This is a genomic window from Algoriphagus sp. TR-M9, from assembly GCF_027594545.1.
GTDB lineage: Bacteria > Bacteroidota > Bacteroidia > Cytophagales > Cyclobacteriaceae > Algoriphagus > Algoriphagus halophytocola.
Genome location: NZ_CP115160.1, coordinates 874,524 through 895,006, shown reverse-complemented (window position 1 = coordinate 895,006; position 20,483 = coordinate 874,524). Strand labels below are relative to the sequence as shown.

The 20,483-nt window shown below is 43.9% G+C and carries 21 protein-coding genes; 15 read left to right on the top strand and 6 right to left on the bottom strand.

The annotated features are described in order from the left end of the window. Positions 1-26 precede the first annotated feature (26 nt). From PBT90_RS04115 to PBT90_RS04100, 4 genes are all read left to right on the top strand, one after another. On the top strand, positions 27-362 hold the full coding sequence (locus tag PBT90_RS04115; protein WP_264809123.1) for a hypothetical protein: 336 nt from the start codon (positions 27-29) through the stop codon (positions 360-362). 5 nt (positions 363-367) lie between these two features. Continuing rightward, complete coding sequence (locus PBT90_RS04110) at positions 368-946, top strand: NAD(P)H-dependent oxidoreductase (RefSeq protein ID WP_264809122.1); 579 nt, start codon at positions 368-370, stop codon at positions 944-946. A gap of 116 nt (positions 947-1,062) precedes the next feature. After that, the gene (locus PBT90_RS04105; RefSeq protein ID WP_264809121.1) at positions 1,063-1,524 is read left to right on the top strand and encodes an SRPBCC family protein; all 462 of its coding nucleotides are present in this window, start codon (positions 1,063-1,065) and stop codon (positions 1,522-1,524) included. A gap of 226 nt (positions 1,525-1,750) precedes the next feature. Then, positions 1,751-2,641 carry an alpha/beta hydrolase gene (locus PBT90_RS04100; RefSeq protein ID WP_270131713.1) on the top strand — a complete coding sequence of 297 codons (891 nt, stop codon included), beginning with the start codon at positions 1,751-1,753 and terminating at the stop codon, positions 2,639-2,641. A 576-nt stretch (positions 2,642-3,217) separates the two neighbouring features. Here PBT90_RS04100 and PBT90_RS04095 read toward each other — a convergent pair. Continuing rightward, positions 3,218-3,955 (bottom strand): phytanoyl-CoA dioxygenase family protein, encoded by a 738-nt coding sequence (locus PBT90_RS04095; RefSeq protein ID WP_264809119.1) that lies wholly within the window; start codon positions 3,953-3,955, stop codon positions 3,218-3,220. 117 nt (positions 3,956-4,072) lie between these two features. Between PBT90_RS04095 and PBT90_RS04090 the strand changes: the two genes are divergently transcribed. Then, positions 4,073-4,384 carry a hypothetical protein gene (locus PBT90_RS04090; protein ID WP_264809118.1) on the top strand — a complete coding sequence of 104 codons (312 nt, stop codon included), beginning with the start codon at positions 4,073-4,075 and terminating at the stop codon, positions 4,382-4,384. Here the strand turns inward: PBT90_RS04090 and PBT90_RS04085 are convergent. From PBT90_RS04085 to katG, 5 genes are all read right to left on the bottom strand, one after another. Next, the gene (locus PBT90_RS04085) at positions 4,370-4,576 is read right to left on the bottom strand and encodes a hypothetical protein (protein ID WP_264809117.1); all 207 of its coding nucleotides are present in this window, start codon (positions 4,574-4,576) and stop codon (positions 4,370-4,372) included. The two genes, PBT90_RS04090 and PBT90_RS04085, sit on opposite strands and share 15 nt — an antisense overlap. 46 nt (positions 4,577-4,622) lie before the next feature. Further along, positions 4,623-4,850, bottom strand: coding sequence for a hypothetical protein (locus PBT90_RS04080; protein WP_264809116.1), 228 nt, complete (start codon positions 4,848-4,850; stop codon positions 4,623-4,625). A gap of 55 nt (positions 4,851-4,905) precedes the next feature. Then, positions 4,906-5,244 (bottom strand): hypothetical protein, encoded by a 339-nt coding sequence (locus PBT90_RS04075; RefSeq protein WP_264809115.1) that lies wholly within the window; start codon positions 5,242-5,244, stop codon positions 4,906-4,908. Positions 5,245-5,442: 198 nt separating this feature from the next. After that, positions 5,443-6,612, bottom strand: a complete 1,170-nt coding sequence (locus PBT90_RS04070) for a dicarboxylate/amino acid:cation symporter (RefSeq protein WP_264809113.1) — start codon at positions 6,610-6,612, stop codon at positions 5,443-5,445. Positions 6,613-6,801: 189 nt separating this feature from the next. After that, the gene (katG, locus tag PBT90_RS04065; protein ID WP_264809112.1) at positions 6,802-9,069 is read right to left on the bottom strand and encodes a catalase/peroxidase HPI; all 2,268 of its coding nucleotides are present in this window, start codon (positions 9,067-9,069) and stop codon (positions 6,802-6,804) included. A gap of 258 nt (positions 9,070-9,327) precedes the next feature. On the opposite strand from katG, the gene PBT90_RS04060 reads away from it, so the two are divergent. From PBT90_RS04060 to PBT90_RS04015, 10 genes are all read left to right on the top strand, one after another. Continuing rightward, positions 9,328-10,119, top strand: coding sequence for a polysaccharide deacetylase family protein (locus PBT90_RS04060; RefSeq protein ID WP_264809111.1), 792 nt, complete (start codon positions 9,328-9,330; stop codon positions 10,117-10,119). 310 nt (positions 10,120-10,429) lie between these two features. After that, positions 10,430-10,948, top strand: coding sequence for a nuclear transport factor 2 family protein (locus tag PBT90_RS04055; protein ID WP_264809110.1), 519 nt, complete (start codon positions 10,430-10,432; stop codon positions 10,946-10,948). Between the two features lie 76 nt (positions 10,949-11,024). Then, positions 11,025-11,909 carry a DUF808 domain-containing protein gene (locus tag PBT90_RS04050; protein WP_264809108.1) on the top strand — a complete coding sequence of 295 codons (885 nt, stop codon included), beginning with the start codon at positions 11,025-11,027 and terminating at the stop codon, positions 11,907-11,909. A 180-nt stretch (positions 11,910-12,089) separates the two neighbouring features. Next, entirely contained in the window at positions 12,090-12,419 is a 330-nt protein-coding gene (locus PBT90_RS04045) for an MmcQ/YjbR family DNA-binding protein (protein ID WP_264809107.1), read from the top strand. Positions 12,420-12,595: 176 nt separating this feature from the next. Next, positions 12,596-14,896: an FdhF/YdeP family oxidoreductase gene (locus PBT90_RS04040; protein WP_264809106.1), complete on the top strand. Its 2,301-nt coding sequence runs from the start codon at positions 12,596-12,598 to the stop codon at positions 14,894-14,896. Positions 14,897-15,261: 365 nt separating this feature from the next. Continuing rightward, complete coding sequence (locus PBT90_RS04035; RefSeq protein WP_264809105.1) at positions 15,262-15,474, top strand: hypothetical protein; 213 nt, start codon at positions 15,262-15,264, stop codon at positions 15,472-15,474. Next, complete coding sequence (locus PBT90_RS04030; RefSeq protein ID WP_264809104.1) at positions 15,471-16,883, top strand: sodium:solute symporter family protein; 1,413 nt, start codon at positions 15,471-15,473, stop codon at positions 16,881-16,883. Before PBT90_RS04035 ends, PBT90_RS04030 begins: the two co-directional genes overlap by 4 nt. Further along, on the top strand, positions 16,873-18,252 hold the full coding sequence (locus tag PBT90_RS04025; protein ID WP_264809103.1) for a glycoside hydrolase family 88 protein: 1,380 nt from the start codon (positions 16,873-16,875) through the stop codon (positions 18,250-18,252). Before PBT90_RS04030 ends, PBT90_RS04025 begins: the two co-directional genes overlap by 11 nt. After that, on the top strand, positions 18,249-19,694 hold the full coding sequence (locus tag PBT90_RS04020) for an oxidoreductase (RefSeq protein WP_264809102.1): 1,446 nt from the start codon (positions 18,249-18,251) through the stop codon (positions 19,692-19,694). The genes PBT90_RS04025 and PBT90_RS04020 overlap by 4 nt, the downstream gene beginning before the upstream one ends. Continuing rightward, positions 19,691-20,461, top strand: coding sequence for a 3-ketoacyl-ACP reductase (locus PBT90_RS04015; RefSeq protein ID WP_264809101.1), 771 nt, complete (start codon positions 19,691-19,693; stop codon positions 20,459-20,461). The genes PBT90_RS04020 and PBT90_RS04015 overlap by 4 nt, the downstream gene beginning before the upstream one ends. Positions 20,462-20,483 lie beyond the last annotated feature (22 nt).

Here is a 20,483-nt window from a genome sequence, read left to right as displayed (position 1 = left end):
CTAATCTTTGTCAAAAGGATCAAAAAATGGAAGAAAACAAGCAACCCATATCGATTTGGGGGAAATACTGGGAGCCTATCCGTAAGTGGTTTTATCCCTCATGGCTCGCCTACGAAGTCACAGTTAGGTTTTACGACTACTCTAAAGCTGTTTATCACTTTTTTACAAAGCAGCAGGATTTTATCGCAGTCTCTATTGGCAAACTTGGTAGCCAAACCCTAGCTATTTTTAGTAGCCTCGCCACTTTTGCTATTTGTACTGCCTACTTAACCATCCCGGCTTGTTTTGCCCTTTACCAATTTTTCAAAAAAGAAAATTTGACAGGCGCTGCCTTTGAAACAAAGTTAAAAACCTGGTTCTGATCACAATGAAAAAGATATTAATCATCAACGGCCATCCCGATGTGGAAAGCTTCAACTATGCGCTTTCTGATGCCTATAAAAAAGGCGCTGCTAAAGCTGGGGCTAATATCCAACAAATCAATATCAGAGAGTTGGATTTCAATCCAAACCTACAATTTGGATATAGGAAAAGAACTGAACTGGAGCCGGATTTATTGGAAGCTCAAGAAAAATTGAAATGGGCTGAGCACCTCGTCTGGATTTATCCGGTCTGGTGGGGTTCTGTGCCTGCAATGATGAAAGGTTTCTTGGACAGGGTCATGCTTCCAGGTTTTGCCTTTCAAAAAAGAGAGAATTCCCTATGGTGGGACAAGAATCTTACTGGCAAAACCGCACGAATCATCTGCACCTTGGACCAACCGGAATGGTATTACCGATTGGTTTACCGAAGTCCAAGCCATCATGCCATGAAGAGGGTGACTTTGAATTACATAGGAGTGAAAAAAGTACGGATAACGGCCATCGGCCCCATTCGTCTTTCCAAAAAAGAGTTTAGAGCAAAGTGGCTGAAGAAAGTCGAAAAGCTGGGAGAAATGCTGAAGTGAAACCGTTGAATTCCAAAAAAGGTGAATCCAAATTATCGAGCATGACTGTATTCCAAACAAATCACTTTCTTCCAAGTTAAACTCACCAACCACAATACAAGAAAAAACAAATTCCGATGGGAGTTTACCAACTTAAGCGAGAACAAACTTTTCAGCAGCCGCTAGAGACGCTTTGGGACTTTATTTGCGATCCGAAAAATCTAAAAAAAATAACTCCCGAATACATGGGCTTTGATATCACAACCGAAAACCTCCCAGATGAGATTTATCCCGGAATGATTATCAGCTACAAAGTTTCACCGCTCTTTGGAATCAAAACTACCTGGATCACTGAAATCACTCAGGTGAAAGAGCGGGAGTTCTTCATAGATGAACAGCGCGTAGGGCCGTACAAACTCTGGCATCATCAGCACTTTTTGAAAGCAATTCCTGAAGGAACTCTGATGGAAGATATTGTGACTTACCAGCCTCCCATGGGTATTCTGGGCAGTATTGCCAATAAAATCCTCATCAAACAAAAGCTAGAGGAGATCTTTGATTACCGCCATAAGGCGCTGGTTGACCTTTTTGGTAAATGATAGGCTATAGGACAAATGGCTAGTTTAAGATTTACCCTGCTGGATTTTGCGCTAGCTCATAACAAAGAAATCAGCATTGTCTGCTTACAAAACATCCCATAATTTGAGGAAGTTTTGTTTAAGAAACGCCTTATAATGAAGCTTTATAGTTATTTTAAGCATACAGTTTTAAGATTGGAAAACTTATTCTTCTTTCCTTAAAACCCAAAGGCATATCAACGAAGAAATGAGAATTAAACTATCCTACCTTATTGGTTTTACCCTATTGCTAGGACTAGTTTACCTTGGATACAGCAAGATTACTGAAGTAATCCGGAAAAATGTTCATCAAGAAAGAGTTCAAAAACTCACCCATACTGCTTCGCAAAATGTCATCACCCTTCCAGACACCATCACGGTCGATTACCTCGAAGAAAAAAGGACTTTAGCGATCTATTTACCCAAAAATTATCACTCAGACAGTAGTAATTACCCAGTGATTTACTTTCTCGATGGACAGTCACTTTTTGACCAAAAGATCCAAGAGGGCACCGAATGGCAGATTGATGAGGTCATGGATAGTCTCGGAATTCTAGGCCAGCAACAATCTATCGTGGTTGGCATCTACAATTCAGCGGATAGGATCAAAGAATACAAACCCTTTCCGGAAACCGGTCTTTTTGCAGATAAAAGCTATGAAGGAGACCAACATGCAGCCTGGATCGTGGAGACTGTAAAGCCATGGATAGATTCAAACTTCCGAACTAAGAAAGATCCAAAGTCCAGCATGATTGCGGGAGCTTCCCTAGGTGGGTTGATGTCTTATTATATACTGATGCATTACCCTTCCACTTTTGGCGGAGCGATCGTTTTTTCACCCTCATTTTGGGTAAATGAAAAGGTGTTCACACTACACCAAAACAATAAATCACTGATTACTCAGAAAATTTACTTCAATGCAGGTGAACTGGAAAGTTCCAACATCAAGAACATAGAAAAAATGCGGGATATCCTTCTGAAACAGGGTATGCCCAAAGAAAATATCAGACTGGATATAGAAGCCGGATTGGGACATTCACACAGTACTTGGAAAAATGGATTTAGAAAGGCCTATCCCTGGATTGTAAATGGCCCATAAAAGTCAGGTGAATTAGAAAAAAGGGTACTACCACCAGTTTTATGTAAGGTGGTCGAAAATGACCTGAGCAGGAATAGGAATAAATCGATCGGTATTTACATGAATAAATTGGACTATAATTGTTCGGTACGCTCGGCCGTGCGGGATTTTCGGTTTTGGATGGGGTTGCAAACCCGTTAAGAAAATGACTTAGTTCCCGAGGTATCGAGGGAAATCCAGTCATTTTTAGGGTGGCAAACCCTTACAAAATTCCGCATTGCACTAGTTGTAAGGATATTGTAAACGAAACAAGCGGAAAGAAAAGGCCGAGGCCAAGACTTTTGGATACTTTTGGTCTTCAAAAGTATCGAAGGATAAAACATTCCGGGGCTTCAAGGAGCAAATTAAACAACAGGGATTCTAGTTGAGGCTTTTTTGTATTGTTAGCCCCATTCATCGCTCGAAATTTTGAGTCTTGGCTTGTAGCCTCACTAAATTCAGGGTAGAACCATAAAAAGAAAAACGCAGGATCAATAACAATTGCCCTACTACCTTTCCAAGAACTAAGAAAAGTCGCTACACAGTACACTCACATAACTAAACGTCCAAAATCCACTTCCCTTGCTCACCTATCCGAGCTAAAGTATCCTCAGTAATGTATTTCTTTTGGTCAATCTGCTGGGCTTGGGCTCTGCTGCAGAAATAGCTATGTATGCTTCTTCGCACTCTATCTGTCTGGTTAGTGGTGCCACCATGCCAGACGTGGGAATTAAAAATAAACACCGATCCAGCTGGTGCTATAATCCGGATTTCTTCTGGATGTTTTTCTAACGGGTTTGACATGGCTTCATCGGGCAATTCATTCCATTTATGTGAGGTTGGCACGATTCGAGTAGAACCATTAAACTCCGTAAAATCATCCAATAACCAAATGCTGTTGCATACCTGATATGCACCATTGACGACCGTGTTTTTCCAATCCACATGAAGTTTCTGAAGGCCTTGATTGGGTTTTGCTGCCCTGTAATTGAGAGAGGACAATTTGTATTCCTGACCTAAAACTGCTTCTATTCCAGCTAAAACTCGAGGATGTGTGTAAAAAACATCAAAGACTTCTCCTTTATTGACCAGGTCCGCCAAGCGATCAGCTCCTTCTTCCTTGGGGTGACGGATGTACCTTGATTCCGCCAGTTCCTTTCCTGCTCGCTCCCCTTCGGACCGCATCAAGTCGGTGATACGCTCATTCACTTGCTTCACCTGGTCATCAGTAAGCAACTGCCCTAAATTCAGATAACCAAAGGTGTCCAAAAATTCGAATTCTTCTTTACTAAGCATATGTATTTGATTTAGCCTTTGAGATCCTACGAAAACGAGATGGATTTTTCAACATGAGTTTAGGTAATAATACTGAAAAAACCACAACTTTTTTACTCCCCTTCGTATCTTTCTATTGTGAAAAAACTCGTAATTCCCGGGATTGCATTTCTGATTTTTATAGCTGGACTCGCCGCATTGATGGTGCCTTTTATTCCCGTGGGATGGTTATTGATTGCGCTCTCCGCACTGCTATTAGCACCCTATCTTCCGATAGTTCGCAAATTTATCGGCTGGCTCTCAAAGCTAGACAAGACCGGATTTATAGAGAAAGCAGGTGAAAAAGCAGCAAAGCTGTACTACTGGGCAAATGACACCAAAAGAGCTAAAAAATTGGAGACTATTTTGGAAGAAAATAAACCGGACAATAAACCTTCAAAAAACCGATAAGGATCTTAAATCCACGCCAAGTTCTATGGCTAGGCTAGCTGCTTTTACCAGTAAGGAGGCTAAAGTAATATAGGATATGATAAACTTAAGAATGGAGGCCACTTCAGTCTGCACCACTACTGCCGAAGTCTTCGGTCTTCTGACCAGTTGAGCAAATAAATATTGGCTACTGGCATCATTCCGTATATCCATGATGGTTTATTCAGGAACTCAATGAAAAAAGCAAAAAGGTTAGCTTTTACTTTCGGTTCTTGTCACGCTCTTCATTATCCACAGTCTCCTCCTGGATATCTTTTTCGTTGTCATTTTTCCGTTCTATTTCATTGTAGTCCTTTTTGGAAGGTGGCTTAGCACCCTCAGAATTTCCCGGGGTTTTGCGGGTGGTTCCTTTATCTACCTCATCTTTTTTCTTTCCGAGCAAAAATGTAGGAAAGCCAGTCGCAGTAACAATCATAGGGTGTAACATAACTTGATAGTTTATGGTGAATGAATCAGTTCTGAAAGGATAAATTTAAAAGAAATCATAGGTCAAAGCCTTCCAGTTCTTCTACCGGAACGCCCTTGATAAACTCATCATAATATTGGTTATCCTCATCCGAATAGGTTCCATAGGCATTCAAAAGAAACCCCTTTTCACCATCTTCTCCGTGTAGCAAATAAATAACTGCCATATCCGAAGGATCAGATTCGCCTTCAAACCTGTAGGTTTTAACTATCTTCAAATGTTCCGGCTGAAAGATTTTCTCAGAATGCTCGAACCGGCCACCCGCACGATTAATCCTTAATTCTTCTCCATAACCTTTGCTAGGAAGTACATTTAGCACTTGTGAATAGGTAGTCATTGATTTTGAAGTACTCATAATTAGGCTGGTTTAGTAGCAAAAACATTTCAATACTACTATACCTGTGCAAGTCCGAGACCAAAGCTCATCAAACCTAGCAAAAGCCCCCTATTTCCTATTCATGCCCCTGTGTACCATCCCGAGCTATGGATCCAGGACTTTCAAAATCAATAAAATGCGGTAAACCTACCCCCAAATGAGGATTTTGGCGGTGCATTATGGCTGCTTATCAGTAATCTTGTCCACCACCAAAGCAATTGCCCCATCTCCGGTCACATTACATGCTGTCCCAAAGCTATCCATCGCAATGTACAAGGCGATCATCAATCCGATCATTTCTTCGCTAAATCCCAGCATGGATTGAAGTACTCCAATTGCTGCCATGATTGCTCCTCCCGGCACTCCAGGGGCGGCCACCATAGCTACGCCCAGCATAAAAATAAAGCCAGCAAACATCCCGAAATTATAAGGAACTCCTTCCAGTATCATCAAAGCCATCGCACATGCGGTAATCTTCATAATACTTCCTGACAAATGAATAGTAGCGCAAAGCGGCACCACAAATCCAGCTATTTTGGGAGAAACTCCATTCTTTTCTGCTTGCTCTAAAGTCACAGGAATTGTTGCTGCAGAAGACTGAGTTCCCAACGCTGTAAAATAAGCCGGCATCATAGTAGCCAATAGTTTAATCGGGTTCTTTTTAACAATCGCCCCGGTGATCACGTACTGAAGGATGAGCAAGAAAATATGCATGGCAAATATCACCCCGATGATATTGATAAATACCGACAGGATGGAATACACCTGACCGCTGTAAGACATATTTGCAAAAATCCCCAAAATGAAAACCGGTAACAAGGGAACAATCACGTTTTCTATCACTTGCATAATGATGGTTTCAAAGTTCTTCACCACCTTTTTCAATGCTGAATTTTCCTGATAGGAAAGCCCAAGTCCTATCACAAAAGCTAAAACCAAGGCAGACATCACATCTATCACTGCAGGGATAGTAATGCTAAAGTAAGGTTCCAAGTCCTTCCCCTCATCTGCGACATTAGCCACATCGTTCACATGCGAAGCCAGCAGAGATGGGAAGATCGTGGATGAAGTAAAATAACTCATAAAACCAGAAAAAATCGTAGATCCATAAGCTATCCCTGCAGTGATCAATAGCATCTTGCCTGCACCTTTGCCCAAATCAGAAATCGCAGGCATGATCAGGCCTAGTATGATCAAAGGAATAGCAAAATTGAGAAACTGACCAAAAAAAGCATTGAACGTAGCAAAAATCCTATTGATGGATTCTGGTAAGAAAAGACCGAAAACTATCCCCAAAACAATGGCGATAAATACTTTGAAGAGAAGATTGGAGAATAATTGCTTCATTTTAGACTGGACTTGCTTGGGATAAGGGCTGTTCGGATTTCTGATAAAATTAATTTGCTAAGATAAAAGGTTTGCTTTCTCCGTACAGGCCTCGGTGCAATTTTCTAGGCTTACCTTTTTTTTAAACCCAAAAAAAGAAAAGACAGCCTGATCACAAGCTGTCTTTCAATATTAAATAAGGATAAAGGCCTAACCCAAATCGTAGCGATCAAGCATCATCACCTTATCCCAGGCAGCTACGAAATCCTTCAGGAATTTTTCCTGAGAATCATCACAGCCGTAAACTTCCGAAAGCGCTCTTAGCTCCGAATTGGATCCAAAGATCAGATCTGCCCGGGTTCCTGTCCACTTCACTTGACCTGTCTTGCGGTCAGATCCTAAGAATGCATGCTGACCTGAATCCGCAGCTTTCCAGGTGATTCCCATGTCCAACACCGTTTTGAAGAAATCATTGGTCAGTGCGCCGGGATTTTCTGTAAACACGCCATGCTTGGAATTATCAAAATTGGTACCCAACACTCGCATCCCACCTACAAGAACGGTCATTTCCGGAGGTGTTAATTTCAACAGCTGAGCTCTATCGATGAGCATTTCCTCAGCTGAAGCCTTATGCTTAGGTCTATAGTAATTTCTAAAACCATCAGCTGCAGGTTCCATAGCTGCAAAAGATTCCACATCGGTCTGAGCCTGGGATGCATCTCCCCGACCAGGAGTGAACGGTACTTTCACTTCAGTACCTGCATTTCTGGCGGCCTGTTCGATACCTGCGCAGCCTGCTATGACGATCAAGTCAGCCATGGAAACTTGCTTTCCACCACCCTGAGCAGAGTTAAACTCCTTCTGAATACCTTCCAGTTTATCCAGCACTTTGCTGAGTTGAGAAGGATTATTTACCTCCCAGTATTTCTGAGGCGAAAGTCTGATTCTGGCGCCATTGGCACCACCTCTCATATCTGACCCGCGGAAAGTAGATGCAGAAGCCCAGGCTGTAGACACCAATTCCGAAACACTAAGCCCTGACTCCAGGATCTCAGCTTTCAGGGATGCTACATCTTGCTCATTCACCAACTCATGGTCTACTGCTGGTACTGGATCTTGCCAAAGAAGTTCCTCCTGTGGTACTTCAGGACCTAAATACCTATGAATCGGCCCCATATCCCTATGTGTTAATTTGAACCATGCTCTGGCAAATGCATCTGCAAATTCATCCGGATTCTCATAGAATCTGCGGGAGATGGCCGCATATTTTGGATCTTCTTTTAGTGCCAAATCTGTAGTAAGCATGGCTGGTGCGTGCTTTTTGGTAGCAACGTGCGCATCAGGCACTGTACCCGCTCCTGCATCACCCTTAGGCTTCCATTGGTGTGCCCCAGCCGGACTTTTGGTCAGCTCCCACTCGTATCCAAAAAGGTTTTCGAAAAAGTTATTACTCCACTGCGTAGGTGTGGTGGTCCAGGTCACTTCTATTCCACTGGTGATGGTATCTTCCGCATTTCCTTTCCCAAAAGTATTCTTCCAGCCCAAATTCATTTCTTCTATACCTGCACCCTCTGGCTCAGGCCCCACATACTGGACTGGATCTGCAGCCCCGTGAGTTTTACCAAAAGTATGCCCTCCGGCTATTAAAGCTACCGTTTCTTCATCATTCATGGCCATACGGCCAAAGGTCTCCCGAATATCATGTGCCGCCCCTATGGGATCAGGTTTTCCCTCTGGCCCTTCTGGGTTCACGTAGATCAGCCCCATGTGTGAAGCTCCGAGTGGATTTTCCAAATCCCTATCTCCATTGTTACTACCCGCATATCGCTCCTTATCTCCTAGCCACTCACCTTCTGAACCCCAATAGATATCCTCCTCCGGTTCCCATACATCTTCACGTCCTCCGCCAAAACCAAAAGTCTTGAAACCCATGGTCTCCAAAGCAACATTTCCAGCCAAAATCATCAAATCTGCCCAGGACAGCTTTCTCCCATATTTCTGCTTTATAGGCCAAAGCAAAAGTCTTGCTTTATCCAGGTTGGCATTGTCCGGCCAGCTATTCAACGGCGCAAAACGCTGTGTACCAGAACCTCCACCACCTCTTCCATCGGCGATTCTATAGGTACCGGCACTGTGCCAAGCCATTCTGATGAAAAATGGTCCATAATGACCAAAATCAGCCGGCCACCAATCCTGAGAATCTGTCATCAATTCCGCAAGATCACTTTTCACTGCCGCTAAATCCAAGGACTTGAATTCCTCCGCATAATTAAACCCTTCACCCATGGGATCAGACTTGGAGGAGTGCTGGCGCAAAATATTCAAGTTTAATTGATTTGGCCACCAGTCTTTGTTTCTAGTACCTCTACCAGCTGCCTGGCTAATGGCCCCACTGGTAAATGGGCACTTTGCATCACTGTTGTTTACATCCCAAACAGGGTCTTTTCCATTGGAATCGTGATTGTGATTGTTATCCATAATTTTAAGTGTTAGTGAATTTTGAGTTTGTAATGCTAATTTATAGAAAGTTTTTATTATAAAAATTTTATTTCAATAGATAAAAACTATGGGTGTTTTCCCTACCCTATTTACTCAAGTTACAGAAAATTGCTTCTTATTAAAAAGGAAGAAAACTAAAAACCCAGACCGGATATTAAGATACATTACCTTTTTAGTAATTTTCTGGAAAAGAAGCGCTTCAGCTTTTATCAACTTTACTCTTAAGATATTAAACAGATGAGAAATCAGTTTCTAATCAGTATTATTTTCCTGTTAATTTCCTTGCCAGGCGAGTCCCAGATCATTAAAAAACCCATTCCTAACAAACTAGTGGTACTTACCTTTGATGATGCTCCGGCCAGTCATTATTCCGTAGCAGCGCCCATGCTTAAGGAAATGGGTTTTGGGGCTACTTTTTTCGTCTGTGAATTTCCTCCCAATTATCCGGACAGCTCACTCTATATGAATTGGAGGCAAGTTCAAGCATTGGACAGAATGGGTTTCGAGATTGCAAATCACACCCACACCCATGCCAATGTCACCAAGCTCACGCAAAAGGAATTTGATAGAGAACTTCAATATATAGAGCACAAATGCGCTGCGCTAGGGATTCCCATACCCAGGAATTTCGCCTATCCAGGCTACGGACTCCATGCAGAAAGTTTGAAATTGCTAGAGGCTAGAGCCTATGACTTTGCCAGAGCAGGAGGATCCCGGGTCTACGACCCTACCTCGGATCATCCTTACTTGATTCCTAGCTGGGCTACGGATGAAAATAACCAAGATGAAATCATGGCGGCTTTTCAACAAGCTAAAAACGGAAAGATCGTAGTACTGACTATTCATGGAGTGCCCGACCTAGAGCATCCCTGGGTCAACACCCCACCTGCCTTATTTCAATCCTACCTAGACTTTCTCAAATCAGAAAACTATCAGGTCATTTCGCTAGGGCAATTACGGGAATTCATCGACCCTGAGGAAGCCCGGCTTGCCATTGAACCAAACTTTGATCGTCCTCTTTCAAACTAAGGCTTACAAAAAACGGCTTTCACGAGCATAAAGCACTTTTTTTAGGCTTAGCCAAACCAAATCGTATAATTTTGCTTTTTATTACTTATAAGGTCTTGTACTTTAATTGTTATGGAAAATTTCCATTGGCAGATCCGCTATCTTACCAGTAACAAAAAAAGGTTGAGGTTCTAAGAAACGAGCAGTGTGAACGTATTCTGTGGATCACTGTCAGCTTCTATACATACTCATTACCGCGTCGCTGGCAGAATTTCGGATAATCCTAAAACTCAATATTGACATCCTTTTGATTGACCTAGTAAAACAAACCATGATTAGTAAACCACACTTTTATTTACTTCTTTTTGCGCTGTCTTTTTACGCTTTTTCCTCCCAGGCGCAGGAAAAAGATGAAGAAGCCGTCAGGGCCGTAGTTGATTTGTTCTTTGAAGCTTTGGAATCCCAAGACTCTGTAGCCTATAAAGACATATTTTTCAGCAACGCCCAGGTTTGGTACGTGCGGCAAACCAAGGATGCCATCAAATATGGTAACAGGTCCTATACAGACGACATCAAAAGCTTCAACTCCCACACGGTAATCAAAGAAACGCCTTTGGACTACGAGATCAAGGTGCATGAGGAAATCGCCTCGGCTTGGGTGCCCTATACCTTAAGTATCAACGGGGACTTTTCACACTGCGGAGTCGATGTTTTTACCCTATTCAAAACCAACGATGGCTGGAAAATTGTCAACATCTCCTTTACTATTGAGCCGGATGGTTGTGAGGCATTGCAGTCAAACCAAACCCATTCCGCTAACTCCACTGGATTGACCAGTCCTAAAGAATAGAATTGAAACAACTAGTAAAGGAAGCTATATTCACTGCTCCTTAACTACACGCTTTAATCTCAAAACATAGATTTCAATGGCCTCAGGAATATTTGCACTCTTAGATGACGTAGCTACCCTAATGGATGATGTAGCTGCCATGAGTAAAGTCGCCGCTAAAAAGACCGCCGGAATACTCGGCGATGACCTGGCTGTAAATGCTGAAAAAGCTTCCGGCTTCGTGTCAGACCGTGAAATCCCCGTGCTCTGGGCCATTACCAAGGGCTCCCTGCTAAACAAAGTCATCATCCTGCCCCTTGCATTTTTACTGAGTGCTTTTGTCCCCATTGCGGTGACAATTATCCTGATTATGGGCGGGCTTTACCTGGCTTACGAAGGTGCAGAAAAGATTCACGAATATCTTTTTCCCCATGAGAAAAAGCCAGTAACCCCAATAGAGGTAAACCTGACCAAAGCACAAGTAATTGCAAAGGAAAAGGAGAAAATCAAGTCAGCTGTGTTCACGGACTTTATCTTATCTGTAGAAATCATCATCATTGCTCTGGGCACGGTGGTAGGTGAACCTATACTAGAGCAGATCCTTGTAGTTACTTTTATTGCCCTATTGGCCACTGTTGGGGTTTATGGCATAGTGGCAATCATCATTAGAATGGATGAATTTGGCTATAAACTAATCGCCTTGAATGAGGAAAAAGACAGTTTTTCTGATAAAGTCGGGTTAATATTAGTTAACGCCCTACCTAAAATCATTAAAGGAATGGGCGTGGTAGGAACCATTGCTTTAATTTTGGTTTCCGGCGGAATATTCGTGCATAATATTGATTACTTCCATCACCTTTTCCCGGGTATCCCCAGTATTATCAAAGAAATTGTCCTCGGCCTGCTTATTGGATTCCTAGTGCTTGGCGTGGTTAGTGTTTTTAAGAAAATATGGAAACCTAAGACCAAATCGCATGAGTGAGTCCAACATTGATTTGCTGTAGTGTCCTGAGCTGTGAAAATTATTTCATTTGCGAATAATGCTATGCTCAACAAAGAGGGTAGAATCAGCCAAAAGGTTTGAATTTTCTGAACCTTGGCCAGCATTTTTCAGAATACTACTAAAACTGCGAAGTGAATTAATTGAAACCTGTTGACCTATATGATTACTCCAAATGAATTTGCACAGATCGCTTTTTCCTTTCCGAATACCGAAAGCCAACCTCACCTGAAGCAAATTGCCTTTAAATTGATCCGTGGTAGCCTTTTCGCAACACTTAATGAATCAGCACAGGTAGCCCAGATAGGCTTACCACTAGACAAACAAGAGGAATTTCATCAGCTCTCGCCAGATTGCATATATCCCTTGCCAAATAAGTGGGGCAAAAGTGGCTGGACTATTTTTGAGTTAAAAGGTGTCAACGAAGAGGTAATTCGCCGAGCTTTAGAAGTGGCCTACGATGCAGTTTCAGAAAGAAAACTGAAAAAATAGCGCAAGCATTCCTTTTCTATCTCCCGAAGTCGAATTTAGGATAAAGTATTTGGAATGGATTCCTACAGCTTATTCGAAATTATTCAAGTGTAAAACCCGAATATCTTGAGTGAACCCTGCCTGAGCGGTAATCATATTTTTATAACTTTAGTGATCTGACACTAAGTAATCTTCTCATGGCCAGCAACTCCAGAAAAAACATCAAGTTCCAAAGTTCAGGAAACTTTACCGGAATTAGGTTGACCGAACCCAGCTCCTACGCTGCTGGATTTACCGGGGTGAAAGTAGCCCTTCAGCATACCTTCAAAGAAATGGGCATCAGCAGAGCGATGAAAACCCTCGGGCACATGAACCAAACCGAGGGGTTTGACTGTCCGGGATGTGCCTGGCCTGACCCAGAGAAACCATCCAAAATCGCTGAGTACTGCGAAAATGGAGCTAAAGCTTTAGCCGAAGAAGCCACCACACATACGCTGGACAATGCTTTTTTCTCCAATTATTCTATTCAGGAAATCTCCACTTGGTCAGACTATAAAATAGGGAAAAGCGGCAGGCTCATCGCCCCGATGATCCTCAAACCCGAAAGCAATCACTACGAAGAAATCACCTGGCTGGAAGCCTATAGAATCATAGCAGATCACCTCCACGCCTTAGAAAGCCCCGATGAAGCTATCTTCTACACTTCAGGAAGATCCAGCAATGAAGCAGCTTTTCTGTATGGACTATTTGCCCGGGCATTTGGAACCAATAATATGCCCGATTGCTCGAATATGTGTCATGAGTCAAGCGGTGTGGCACTGACTGAAACACTGGGCATCGGCAAAGGATCTGTGAAACTGGAGGACTTTGAAGAAGCAGAGGTAGTGCTAGTCATCGGTCAAAACCCTGGCACCAACCATCCCAGGATGCTTTCAGCACTGGAAAAATGCAAAAGCAAAGGAGGCAAAATAATAAGTATAAACCCACTACAAGAAGCCGGACTAATTCGCTTTCGAAACCCACAGCAAGTCTCAGGAATGCTGGGAAGTGGAGTGGAATTGACCGATGTTTACCTGCAGGTCAAGATCAATCAGGATGTAGCCCTGCTTAAATTAATCCAGAAGAAACTGTCCACACTGGACCAGGTGGACCAGCAGGTTTTTGACCGTGATTTCATCGCGGAATACACCGAGGGATATGAGAAATTAATGCGTGATTTGGATCAATATACGGAGCAAGAGCTTCTGGAACGCTGCGGCGTAGCTGAATCCAAAATCGACCAAGCAGTAAACCTGCTAGCTCATCCAAAGAAAATCATCATCTGCTGGGCTATGGGGCTTACTCAGCACAAAAATGGAGTGGATAACATCAAAGAATGTGTCAACCTGCTCCTGCTGAAAGGCAGCCTAGGCAAACCGGGAGCCGGCACCTGTCCGGTGCGGGGGCATAGTAATGTGCAGGGGGATCGCTCTGTAGGAATCATGCATTTCGTCTCTGCAGAATTAAACAAAGCCATCAAAAACACCTTTGGATTCGATGCCCCGGAAAAACCCGGCGTGGATGTGGTGCATGCTATCCCTGCTATGCATAGTGGCAAAGCCAAAGTATTTATAGGATTGGGCGGGAATTTTGTATCCGCAGCCTCTGACACCGAGTACACTGCTGCGGCACTTCAGGCCTGTGACCTCACCGTGCAAATAAGCACCAAATTAAATAGAAGTCATTTGGTCACCGGTAAAACTGCCCTCATCCTGCCCACCTTAGGCAGGTCAGAGAAGGACCTGAAAAATGGAGCGCAGAGGCATTTCACAGTGGAAAACAGCATGGGTATAGTCCATCAATCCAAGGGCTTTTTGGAGCCAATCTCTGACAAAGTAAAAAGTGAACCGGAAATAATCGGGGATCTTGCCGGAACCTTTTTTCGCGGAAACCATCCCGTGGACTGGAAAAAATTAGGGAACGACTACGATTTACTACGTGAAAAACTGGGAGAAGTGATCAGCCAATTCAAAGACATCAATACCAAATCAAAGGGCAGCGGATTTTACCTGCCAAACAATGTACGTGATTTGGATTTCAGCAAGCTTCCCAACCAAAAAGCCCAGTTTTCGGTCACTCCCTTGCCCAATCACGAATTGCGAGAGCATGAGTTTCTACTGATGAGTATACGCTCCCACGATCAGTTTAACACCACTATTTATGGGTTAGACGATCGCTACCGAGGCATACATAATGAGCGCAGAGTGCTATTCATGAACCCAGAAGACATGCAGCTGCTAGCGCTCAAGAAGATGGAAGTGGTAAATATCTCGAGCTTCTATGACTCCCAGGAGCGGAAAGTATTTAATTTTTTAGTCATTCCATATCAAATCCCCAAAGGTAACCTGGCTGCCTATTTCCCTGAAACAAATCCTTTGGTGCCCATTCATGAATTTGCTGAGAAAAGCAATACTCCAATCAGCAAATCTATCCGTGTCAGTGTGGAAAAAGCAGTTTAACCGGAATTTTGCATTAGGTTTCGATGAGGACAGGAATTGCCATAAAACAGGCTCTTTGGAGACTCTAGAATCCCGTACCCAAGGCATGATCTTTTCAAAAAACTGAAAGGTATTGCCTGATTTTGAAGTAATTGCTAGCCTTAATAATTTGTACGCTGTGGAGTAGGATAGCAAATACAGGAATTAAAGCAGCGAGCTCCTGAGCACAACTTTGCCCGGATTCCAATGAAAAGCATTTCGTAAGAAAATGGCTGCACCCTACAGCCACAGGTTAGTATTAAAAAAGATAATTGCTATTTTAAGCCGAACTTAAAAGTATTTTTAGGTAAAACCCGAATTACACAAAATAACCTTAACCTATTTCTATGAAATCCAAGCAATGGAATTTCCTGGTACTTGCTGTGACTGTATTGACGGTCTTCGCATACCTTTTCCTTTTCAAATCAGGAAAACTCGACCCGACCTTAGCTAGTATCCCATTTGTATTCTGGTCCGGCTTTGTGGTCACTGTATTGGTAGTGATTGCAACCTTTCTTGGCTCCAAGTTTTTCCCATATAAAGACCCGAAGAAGCAATGATTGGATGGCTGATTTTCTTCTTCACCTTATTTCTGGCCATGCTGGGCTATGCTTCCTACCGCTCTTACAAGAAAGATAGGACATCAGACGACTTTATCTTTGCAGGGTCAAACATCGGTACCATTTTAGGCTTCCTGACTTTCTCAGCCGCATTATTTTCCGCATTCACTTTTATGGGAATGCCGGATTTCTTCAGGTCTCACGGAGTGGGTGCCTGGATTTTCCTGGCTCTATCTGATGCTTTGATGGTCTTTTTCCTGATTTGGTTTGGATATGCATTGCGCAAGCGGGCGAGCATCAATGGCTACAAAGGAGTCGCCGGACTGATGAAGTCTTGCTATAAAAATTCATTTGCAGGCTACCTAGTCTTTGCCAGTGCGTTCCTCTTTTTGATTCCTTATGTGGCTATTCAGATCAGAGGAATATCCATATTTCTAGATGCTGCATTTCCGGACATGTTTCCGTATTGGGCATGGTCTGCTTTACTCGTATTTATCATGCTGATCTATTCGGAAATCGGCGGCCTCAAAGCCATTGTTTACAGTGATGCCATACAAGGTGTCATCATGCTGACCGTAATCTGGATCATCGGCGTGACCTGCCTCCAGATGAGCGGAGGGCTGGAAGATGGATTGGCTAAAGTCTCCGAAACCAACGCTGACCTATTGACCCTCCCGGGACCAAATGGGCTCTTTACCAGCCCTTTCCTAATCGCTTCTGCGATAGCCATAGTTTTGATTCCGGTTTCTCAACCCCAGTTTACTACACGCTTGGTAGTGATGAAAAGCCTGAAATCCGTGCACAGAATGGCCTATGCCGTGGGCATCTTCGCAATTCTCGTAATTCTGCCCACAGCCTTCATAGGCCTATATGGAGCTATCCAATACCCAGATGCCAGCACAGCTGATTTTCTTACCAAAGCCCTGCTTTTTGACCAGGCAGTACCAGTAGCTGCTTTAGCGGTGGTGGGCTTATTTGCAGCCTGTCTTTCCACCACCAATGCACAAATATTTGCTCTGGGAACAGAGCTGAGATCTATGCTCACCGGTACAGATAAAGCCAACATGAAAGTGACCAAATTTTCCATCCTGGTTTTCTCCTTGATAGTTTTAGTATTTTCCACCTATATGAGTGACGAACTGGTATTGCTGGCTAGGGTAAGTTTTGCTGGTACTAGCATGATCGCACCTGTGGTGCTTGGAGCAGTCATTTTCAAAAATCCACCTCCAGCGCTTATCTGGCTTTCCACGCTTGCTTTGGCTATTTTCCTGCTTTCCCTAGCAGGTATTGTCCCTAGTGTGATTGCCGGTTATCCTCTCGACTTCCTGATGTACTGTGTACTCTTTGTTATAACTTTTATCCTGATGCTTCGCCATCACTTGACTCAAAAATCCGCTTATGAATCTTGAATCACAATTCAGCATAAACCACCTGGAAAAACCTCTCAATAGATTCTGGGAGCTATCTGGGCAAAAAATAAAATTGATAGAATCCTCCTTCGATACCGCAGACGGGGCTCCTGTTTTTACCGAAAAAGGTAAATATGTCACCCGTGGCTGGACAGAATGGACCCAGGGGTTTCAATTTGGCTCAGCCATACTTCAGTTTGACGCCACTGGCGAAAATGAGTATTTGGAACTGGGCAGAAAAAACACCCTGAATAAAATGGCGCCTCACCTCACCCATAATGGGGTGCACGACCATGGGTTCAATAATGTGAGTACTTATGGGAATTTACTTCGACTGATCAAGGAAGGTAAAATCGAATCCAATGAATGGGAAAAGAATTTCTATACACTGGCACTAAAAGTAAGTGGTGCCGTACAAGCTATGCGCTGGACAGAAATTCCGTCAGGAGGTTTTATCTATTCCTTTAACGGACCGCACTCCTTGTTTGTAGACACCATCCGTTCCTGCAGGGCATTGGTGGTTTCACATGCTTTAGGCCATGTATTACAAAGCGAAAATGACAAAAGAATCTCTCTGATCGAACGGGCTATACAGCACATTTTGAGTACGGTAAAATACTCCATCTACTACGGTGAGGGCAGAGACACCTACGATATATCCGGAAGAACAGCCCATGAAATCATTTTCAATACCAACGATGGGAATTATAGATGTCCTAATTCCCAGCAAGGTTACACCGGATTCAGCACTTGGACACGGGGACTCTCCTGGGCAATCTGCGGACTTGGCGAGACGCTGGAGATACTTGATCAAATAAAAGAAGAGGACTATGCAGCTGTTATCTCCAAGCAGGATCTGATCCAAACACTCACCAAAGCAGCCAAAGCCACCGCTGACTTTTACCTGGCTAATACACCTACCGACGGCATCCCATACTGGGACACCGGAGCTCCCAATCTCCACAAAATGGGCGATTACCTGAGTAAAAAGTCCGACCCGTTCAATGACTTTGAGCCGGTGGATTCCTCTGCAGCTTGCATCGCTGCACAAGGCCTGATCAGGATTGGGAATTGGATGAAAAAGTCGGACCCAACACAGTCCGAAAAGTACATTCAGGCAGGAATTCAAATTGCAGGAAATCTTTTCTCTGAACCCTATTTATCTACAGATCCCGATCACCAAGGCTTGATTTTGCACAGCATATACCATCAGCCAAATGGCTGGGATTATCAACCAGAAGCCCAAAAGGCTCCTTACGGAGAATCTTGCATGTGGGGTGACTATCATGCCCGTGAGTTGGCTTTGCTGCTGCAGCGTATGCTTAAGCAAGAGAACTATTACAGCTTCTTTAACTGTGTAAGCCCATGAGTACCGGAAAATACAAACCACCGTTCCCCAGAGTTGCCCAACTGAAAACGGCAGAAATCCTAAGAGATCACCTGAAGAAAGAGGGCATAGACCTACCTTTTGATGAAGAATTGACTTCAGGCGAAGACTCCCCGTTTGCGCAGGCACACACCACACGTGCCGGCAATAGAATAGGCAATGCATTCTGTATTCTTCCCATGGAGGGCTGGGATGGCACCAAGGATGGCAAGCCCACAGAACTCACTAAAAGACGATGGCGGAATTTTGCGATCAGCGGAGCAAAGCTACTCTGGGGCTGTGAAGCTGTGGCCGTGCAGCCCGATGGAAGAGCCAATCCCAATCAGTTGATGATCAATGAAGGTAACCTGAGCGATTTTGAGGACTTATATCAAATGGTGGAGCAGGAGCATCTTCAGGCATTTGGTGACAGCAGCGACTTACTTACCGGACTGCAACTCACGCATTCTGGAAGGTTTTGTAAGCCCAATAGTAAAACCAAAATGGAGCCTAAGATCCTTTATTCACACCCCGTTTTAAATCAGAAATTTGGTCTGGCTGAAGATTATCCACTGATGAGTGATGGTGAAATCACCGAGCTGATAGATGCCTATGTCATAGCTGCAGTTCGTGCCCAAAAAACCGGTTTTAAATTCGTGGACATCAAACATTGCCACGGGTATTTGGGGCACGAATTCTTAAGTGCTTATGACCGGGAAGGCCGCTATGGCAAATCCATTGAAAACCGTTCGCGATTTATACGGGAAATAGTCTCTGGGATAAGAACGGAGGCTCCCAGTCTGGAAATTGGAGTGAGAATGAGCATTTTTGATTGGGCGCCCTTCAAACCTGGGCCAGACGGCACCGGTATTCCTGCTTCCGAGGGCAATTACACCTATGCATTTGGTGGGGATGAAAATGGAAGCGGAGAGAACCTCAAGGAGTCCTTTGAGTTTTTGAAAGAATTAGAAAACTTGGACATTGAGCTTCTATGCACCACGGCCGGCAGTCCCTATTACAATCCTCACATTCAGCGCCCTGCCTTATTCCCTCCTTCTGACGGCTATAATCCACCCGAAGATCCACTTCACGGGGTAGCTAGACAGATCAGCGCAGTGGCCGAGGTAAAGCAAGCTTTTCCAAAATTCTACACGGTAGGCTCTGCCTATTCCTACTTGCAGGAGTGGCTTCCTCATGTAGGTCAAAGCGTTCTTGCCAGCGGAAAAGCAGATTCCATAGGCTTGGGCAGAATGGTCCTTAGCTATCCGGAATTACCTGCAGATGTACTGGAAGGAACTCCTATGAAGCGGGCAAAGATCTGTAGAACCTTCTCAGATTGTACTACAGCACCTAGGAACGGGATGATCTCCGGATGCTTTCCTTTAGATCCTTTTTACAAAAAAATGGAAATACACGAGACACTTAAAACCATCAAATCATCATGAGCCGAGTAGCTTTAATCACCGGAGGATCCAGGGGAATTGGATTGGGAATAGCGAAACAATTAGCCAAGGAAGGGATAGATTTGGCCATAAACGGAGTGCGTGAAGAGGCCAGCGTACAAGAAACCCTGGCAGAATTGAGAGGTAGCGGAGTGAAAGTGGAGTATCTGCAAGGAAACATCGCCCTGAAAGAGGATAGGACGAGTATACTCGAAGGTCTGCAAGCTAAATTTGGTAAAATAGACATCCTAGTGAACAACGCCGGAGTGGCGCCCCGAACACGAAGTGACATTTTTGACATTACGGAAGAGGACTTTGACCACCTAATGGACATCAACCAAAAAGGCACTTTCTTTCTGACTCAGGCTATCGCAAAGTGGATGACTGATCTAAAGGCTGAGCATCCCGAATCAGCAATCTCCATCGTAAACATCACTTCCATCTCAGCGACTGTAGCTTCGACTACCCGTGCTGCTTACTGCATGGCAAAGTCCTCTCTGGCTATGATGTCCCAGGTATTGGCAGTAAAAATGGCGCAGGCTGGCATTCCTGTATATGAAATCCGGCCTGGAGTCATAGAAACTGACATGATAGAAAAGGTACGCGAAACCTACCACAAGGGAGTCAAAAGCGGAATGACCCTAGAGCCCAGAATGGGTGAACCTAAGGATATTGGCAAGGTGGTGGCAGCTCTGGTCAGGGGAGATCTTCCCTACTCTACGGGTCAGGTCATCGTGGTAGACGGAGGAATGACCGTGCCGAGGATGTAAGTTTTCTGAACAAACTGAAGAT

Excerpts from the sequence above, each read along its gene's own strand:
- PBT90_RS04115 (WP_264809123.1), top strand. The coding sequence starts at position 27 with ATGGAAGAAAACAAGCAACCCATATCGATTTGGGGGAAATACTGGGAG.
- PBT90_RS04110 (WP_264809122.1), top strand. The coding sequence starts at position 368 with ATGAAAAAGATATTAATCATCAACGGCCATCCCGATGTGGAAAGCTTC.
- PBT90_RS04105 (WP_264809121.1), top strand. The coding sequence starts at position 1,063 with ATGGGAGTTTACCAACTTAAGCGAGAACAAACTTTTCAGCAGCCGCTA.
- PBT90_RS04100 (WP_270131713.1), top strand. The coding sequence starts at position 1,751 with ATGAGAATTAAACTATCCTACCTTATTGGTTTTACCCTATTGCTAGGA.
- PBT90_RS04095 (WP_264809119.1), bottom strand. The coding sequence starts at position 3,955 with ATGCTTAGTAAAGAAGAATTCGAATTTTTGGACACCTTTGGTTATCTG.
- PBT90_RS04085 (WP_264809117.1), bottom strand. The coding sequence starts at position 4,576 with ATGGATATACGGAATGATGCCAGTAGCCAATATTTATTTGCTCAACTG.
- PBT90_RS04080 (WP_264809116.1), bottom strand. The coding sequence starts at position 4,850 with ATGTTACACCCTATGATTGTTACTGCGACTGGCTTTCCTACATTTTTG.
- PBT90_RS04075 (WP_264809115.1), bottom strand. The coding sequence starts at position 5,244 with ATGAGTACTTCAAAATCAATGACTACCTATTCACAAGTGCTAAATGTA.
- PBT90_RS04070 (WP_264809113.1), bottom strand. The coding sequence starts at position 6,612 with ATGAAGCAATTATTCTCCAATCTTCTCTTCAAAGTATTTATCGCCATT.
- katG (WP_264809112.1), bottom strand. The coding sequence starts at position 9,069 with ATGGATAACAATCACAATCACGATTCCAATGGAAAAGACCCTGTTTGG.
- PBT90_RS04060 (WP_264809111.1), top strand. The coding sequence starts at position 9,328 with ATGAGAAATCAGTTTCTAATCAGTATTATTTTCCTGTTAATTTCCTTG.
- PBT90_RS04055 (WP_264809110.1), top strand. The coding sequence starts at position 10,430 with ATGATTAGTAAACCACACTTTTATTTACTTCTTTTTGCGCTGTCTTTT.
- PBT90_RS04050 (WP_264809108.1), top strand. The coding sequence starts at position 11,025 with ATGGCCTCAGGAATATTTGCACTCTTAGATGACGTAGCTACCCTAATG.
- PBT90_RS04045 (WP_264809107.1), top strand. The coding sequence starts at position 12,090 with ATGATTACTCCAAATGAATTTGCACAGATCGCTTTTTCCTTTCCGAAT.
- PBT90_RS04040 (WP_264809106.1), top strand. The coding sequence starts at position 12,596 with ATGGCCAGCAACTCCAGAAAAAACATCAAGTTCCAAAGTTCAGGAAAC.
- PBT90_RS04035 (WP_264809105.1), top strand. The coding sequence starts at position 15,262 with ATGAAATCCAAGCAATGGAATTTCCTGGTACTTGCTGTGACTGTATTG.
- PBT90_RS04030 (WP_264809104.1), top strand. The coding sequence starts at position 15,471 with ATGATTGGATGGCTGATTTTCTTCTTCACCTTATTTCTGGCCATGCTG.
- PBT90_RS04025 (WP_264809103.1), top strand. The coding sequence starts at position 16,873 with ATGAATCTTGAATCACAATTCAGCATAAACCACCTGGAAAAACCTCTC.
- PBT90_RS04020 (WP_264809102.1), top strand. The coding sequence starts at position 18,249 with ATGAGTACCGGAAAATACAAACCACCGTTCCCCAGAGTTGCCCAACTG.
- PBT90_RS04015 (WP_264809101.1), top strand. The coding sequence starts at position 19,691 with ATGAGCCGAGTAGCTTTAATCACCGGAGGATCCAGGGGAATTGGATTG.